The 4,850-nt window shown below is 65.8% G+C and carries 3 protein-coding genes; all 3 read right to left on the bottom strand.

Annotation, left to right across the window (positions count from 1 at the left end; all coding sequences use genetic code 11):
* The coding region (locus tag EA346_RS14955) for a glycine betaine ABC transporter substrate-binding protein (RefSeq protein ID WP_296759924.1) at positions 1 to 1,898 on the bottom strand (1,898 nt) is incomplete at its 3' end.
* A gap of 10 nt (positions 1,899 to 1,908) precedes the next feature.
* Positions 1,909 to 3,459, bottom strand: coding sequence for a BCCT family transporter (locus EA346_RS14950; protein ID WP_296759922.1), 1,551 nt, complete (start codon positions 3,457 to 3,459; stop codon positions 1,909 to 1,911).
* Positions 3,460 to 3,572: 113 nt separating this feature from the next.
* Positions 3,573 to 4,850, bottom strand: a 1,278-nt coding sequence (locus EA346_RS14945) for a YbaY family lipoprotein (protein ID WP_296759921.1), incomplete at its 5' end; no start/stop codon positions are given.

Raw genomic sequence — 4,850 nt, 5'->3', positions numbered from 1 at the left:
CGGAGCGTCAGCCAGGCGATCCAGACCAGCAGCGCCAACGCGAGCACGGACAGTACGGATGCGGCCGGCGAGGGACTCAGGGGTTCCGGGGGCTGTGGCAACCGCGGTGCCAGCGCGCGCGCCTGCGGCAGGACCGGATAGATGTCCTCGGTCCTTCCGGTGGCGGCGTTGATGCGTTCAACCGCCTGATCGGTCAACGGAAGGGCGCGAGGGATGAAACTCGCCCCCGGGCCCTGGGTGGCGAGCCTGAGATCGTCCGGCGGGGCGGGTCCCGCCAGCACCAGTTGCGTGGCCAGGGTCTCCACCGGCTCGCTGAACCCGGGCATCCGTGCGCCGCTGCCCTGGACTGCCGGAAGAAACCGCTCGAAGTCGGACGGGGCCAGCCGCGCCGGCTGCAGATAGGGAAAGACGATGCGGTTGTTGCCCTGAACCCAGTTGTCCACCTGGACCAGCGGCAGACCGCGCTGAAGCAGTTCCAGGGCCGTCGAGTTGCCGACGGGCTGCATCAGGATCGCGACGTCCGCCCCGCTCGCAACCAGGGCATCGGCCAGCATCCCGGGCGTATCGCCCTCAACCGGCCGAAGCGTGGCAGCCAGTTGCAGGCCATCGATGACCGACTGTGCCGCACGATAGCTACTCGAGCCCCTGGGGCCGGTCGCGATCAGGGCCGCATCCTCGAGGCGGCTGACACCGGGTTCCAGTGCAAAGGCCTGCAGAAAGCTGGTCCCGACCAGGCCAACGGCCTCGATGCCGGGGCGCAATGGTGGCTGGCCGGTGGCCGGATCAACCGAGCCGGGGGCGAAGAACGCCGGTGCGCTGACCAACGCGATCCGCGCACTCGCATCCTCGATCGCACCCAGCGGATCGCTCGAACGGACCAGGTTCACCGTACTGGTCGGAAACGAACGACGCAGCTGGCGCAGGATCGTTCCCGCCTCCCCTTCCGCGTTCGCCGAAAGGGAGACCGCCAGATTCAGGGCCTGCCGATCCCGCTCCCCAATCTCGCCGTCGATCAGACCGAGACGAATCAGTTCGGCGCGCACAACCTCCCTGGGGTCCTCGCCCCGTACCGTGACCCGTCTGCTCAGGGCCTGCATCTGTTGGTCCCCGATCGCACCGGTCAGTTGCGCGAGAACGCCTTCGAGCGCCGGAAAGCGTTGCAGGACCGCCTCCCGGTAGACCAGGGCGCCATCGTGACGCGCAAAGAAATCGAGGTCGTCCTCGAGCACGCGGAGATCGAAGAGTGGGATCTGGGGGTCGGCCGATCGGACCACTGCGACATCGATCTCACCCTCCACCAGGCGATCGTAGAGCTTGGTTCTGTCACGCGGCTCGATCTCGAGGATACGGTGAAACTCCATGCCGTAGCGCCGACCGAGCGGCGCAAGACCGTCGACGGGGCGCCCCCGGAACTCGCTGTCGACCCCGAGCGCGAGCCGGTCCGCGTGGCGCGCGAGGTCCGAGTAGCTGCGGATGCCGAGCGAAAGCGCGCGGTCGCGAAGCATCGCGAGGCCGGGCCTGTTCTCGAAGCCCAGCAGTTCGCTCCACCCGAGCCCGAGCGATGCGTAGCGCTCGCGCAGCAGTGCGATGGACACCTCCGGATCGACATCAGGCGGCTGTCCCAATCCCAGCAAGGCCAGACCCGTACCCGTGGTCTCGGGATAGATGTCGATCTCGCCACGTTTCAGGGCCTCGAGCGTGAGCCGGCTGCCTCCGAGGCCGATGCGCCGCTTCACCGGAATACCGGCGGCGTCGGCCAGTTCGGCCACCAGCTCAGCGACGATCTGGTTTTCCGGCGACTGCTTGCCGCCGACCTGCAATGGCTGCCGGTCGCTGCTACACCCGGCAAGGATGAGGACCAGCGCCATGGCTGAAAGGGTGCTGCGGGTACTGGTCACAAGGGGCTCCTCATTTGTTCATCGATCGCGCCGTCGCGCCCGGGGTTCGCACACGGACGCCCCCGCGTTCACTTCGAATCGTCCTCAGAAAGCCCACCACCTGCAGCAGCAGCACCACTGAAAACGGAATGGCACCGGTGACCGCCATCGCCTTGGCGACCTCCACCGACCCGCTCAACAGGGTCGCGACGGTGAGCACGGCCACCAGGGTGCCCCAAACCAGCTTGTAGGGCAGCGGCGGATTCAGCTTTCCGTCGCTGGTCATCATCGACAGCACGAAGCTCCCCGAGTCCGCCGAGGTCACCAGGAAGATGAAGATCAGGAACAGGGCGACGAAGCCCAGCAGCTGCCCGAGCGGGAAGAATTCCAGAAAGACGAAGAACGCACGACTGACGTCCTGGGATACGAGTTCGGCGATCCCGCCGCCCCCGAAGAGCTCGATGAACACACCGGCACCGCCAAGCACCGCAAACCAGAACAGCGAGAACACGGTGGGTACCAGGATGACACCGGCACAGAATTCGCGAATGGTGCGCCCGCGGCTGATACGGGCGATGAAGATGCCGACGAAGGGTCCCCAGGCAAGCCACCAGATCATGTAGGTCAGGGTCCAGCTCGCGGTCCACTCCTGCAGGCCCTCGAAGGGCAGCAGATGGAATGCGAGACCCGGCAATTGCGTGAAATAGCTGCCGAAGGAATCGACCAGCGTCTCGAAGATGAAGGCCGTCGGCCCGAAGACCGCGATGAAGACCACCATCAGCACCGCCACCACCATGTTGATGTTGGACAGGAGCTTGATGCCGCGATCGACACCAACCGCTGTCGAGGTCATGTAGGTGGCATACATCACCGCCATGATTCCCAGCGACATACCAATGTTCAATGGCGTACCGAGCAGTTCGCCAAGGCCCGCACGAATCTGCAGGGCGCCCATGGTCAGCGAGCCGGCAAGGCCGAAGACCACGGCGAAGACACCCAGGATGTTCGCCACCTGGCCCAGGCGCTGGCCGCCAACCCCCGGAAACAGTGCTTCGATCGGGGTCGAAATCAGCGGCTTTTTCTTCTTGCGGAAGGTGAAATAGGCAATCACCATCGCGCAGATGCCGTAGATCGACCAGGCGTGCAGGCCCCAGTGCAGGTTCGTCAGCGTGAATGCGACCCGGGCGGCCTCGGCGGTCTCGCCCGGCATCCCGGGCGGTTCACGGAAGTGGTAGAGCGGTTCCGCAACACCCCAGAAGATCAGGCCTGCGCCCATCCCCCCGGCGAAGAGCATCGCGATCCAGGAGACGGTCGAGAACTCGGGCTCCTCGTCGTCCTCACCCAGCTTCACCCTGCCATAGGGTCCGAAGGCCAGAAATCCCGCGAGGATCACGAAGCCGGTGGTGATCAGCAGCCAGTACCACCCGATGCTGGTGAGCACGAAGTTGGTGAAACCCAGCGAAGCGCCACTCATGGCCTGGGGATCGATCAGCCCCCAGGCGCCGAAGGCGGCGACCAGGAACAGCGATACCACGAAGACGCGGTTCAGGGCGAAGCGGCTTTGCTCGGCGGGGTGGGACATGTCCTCTCCTCATTTCGCTGGCCGATGAACGGTGCGCCCGGGGTTGTCGCCCATCCTCATGACCCAGCGTCATGACGACTGGATGAACGCGTCCCCGTGCCCGCCCCGGCGCTTCAGTGAAGTGCAACCGCCTCGAAGCGCAGCCGCAGGCCCCCGGACTCATCCAGCATCTCGAGGTGCCGGCCGATGATCCGGTACTGATCCACCTCCTCCAGAACCCGCAGGAACCGGCTCGCCTGCTCCATGCCCGCGGGGCAGGCCATCCGGGTCGTTGCGAGCCCGGAGAACCCGATCGACCCGTCTTCCAGCGCATAGGCGCCGATAATGCGATTGCAGCCGTCGGAACCGGCCAGCCGGTCCTCTTCGTGGAAGACGAGATGGGGCTCACGCTGATCCGGCGCACGCTGCACGCCCTCGGAATCGAGCAGACTCAACCGCCAGTAGGTGTTCTTGAGGTCGGCGAGCTTCATCGGCGGGGGGCAACTCTGCTCCGGCCAGACGCCGATGAATCGTTCCGGTACGAGCGTCGCCACGGGTCCGGGTCCCTCCATTGGCATGCGCTGCGCGATCCGGCCCTCGAGACTCGCTAGCAACGCCTCGCCGGGCCTTTCCCTGGCCTCGAGGTAGGCCTCCTCGAGGGCCCGGTTGTCGGCCTCCTGGGCCACCGGCATGTCGAGGCCGGTCAGACATTCCTGGAAGCGACCGGCGTCGGCGAAATACCGGTACATGCCCCCAAGCAGCAACTCCGGCTCGAAAGGCTCGAATTCCGGCTGTCGTGAAAGATTGTAATTCAACTCGGAATCGATGTGCCCGCCATCGCGGTCCAGCAGGCGCAGTGTATCCGGCGCCGAGAGGGCAAAGCGCAGGGGCGCCTCCCGGCCACCGTAGAGCGTGAGCTGGGCACCATCCGATGACAGCAGGTGACGCCCGATGTCATCAAAGGGGCCGCCGTCACGATCCTGGTAGGTCTCCCGCAGAAAGTACACGCCGTCTTCCAGGAGATTCAGGTGGTAATCGATGCCCGGGCAATCCGCACAGGGCAGCGTTCCCTTGAAGGTCGCCGGGAGCTCTCCCAGCGGGTGCGCAGGGGCACTCCCGACGCGGCGGAGCCGCAGGGTGGCCGTGGACGGGAAGCCCCGGGTGATCACCTGGTGGACCTGGTCGGTGACGAACAGCAGCTTGTCGCCATCGTAAAGGCGGGCCGCCACACTGTAGGTATGGCGCGGATCGATCTGCGCCGGGTCGTACTGGATCCGGAACGCGTAAGGCGGCTGCCCGGCGTTCTCCACGATCATTTCGCCCAGGCGCTTGGCAGCCACATCCTGCAGGCTGATGTCCTGAAGGACCACCTCCAGCCGGGCATTCGGCGGCGCCGCGATGCGTTCGAAATA

It is taken from the genome of Thioalkalivibrio sp. (assembly GCF_007692535.1).
GTDB lineage: Bacteria > Pseudomonadota > Gammaproteobacteria > Ectothiorhodospirales > Ectothiorhodospiraceae > Thioalkalivibrio.
This window is presented reverse-complemented; position numbering and strand designations above follow the sequence as displayed.

Coding starts and splice junctions, on each gene's coding strand:
- EA346_RS14950 (WP_296759922.1), bottom strand. CDS start 3,459: ATGTCCCACCCCGCCGAGCAAAGCCGCTTCGCCCTGAACCGCGTCTTC.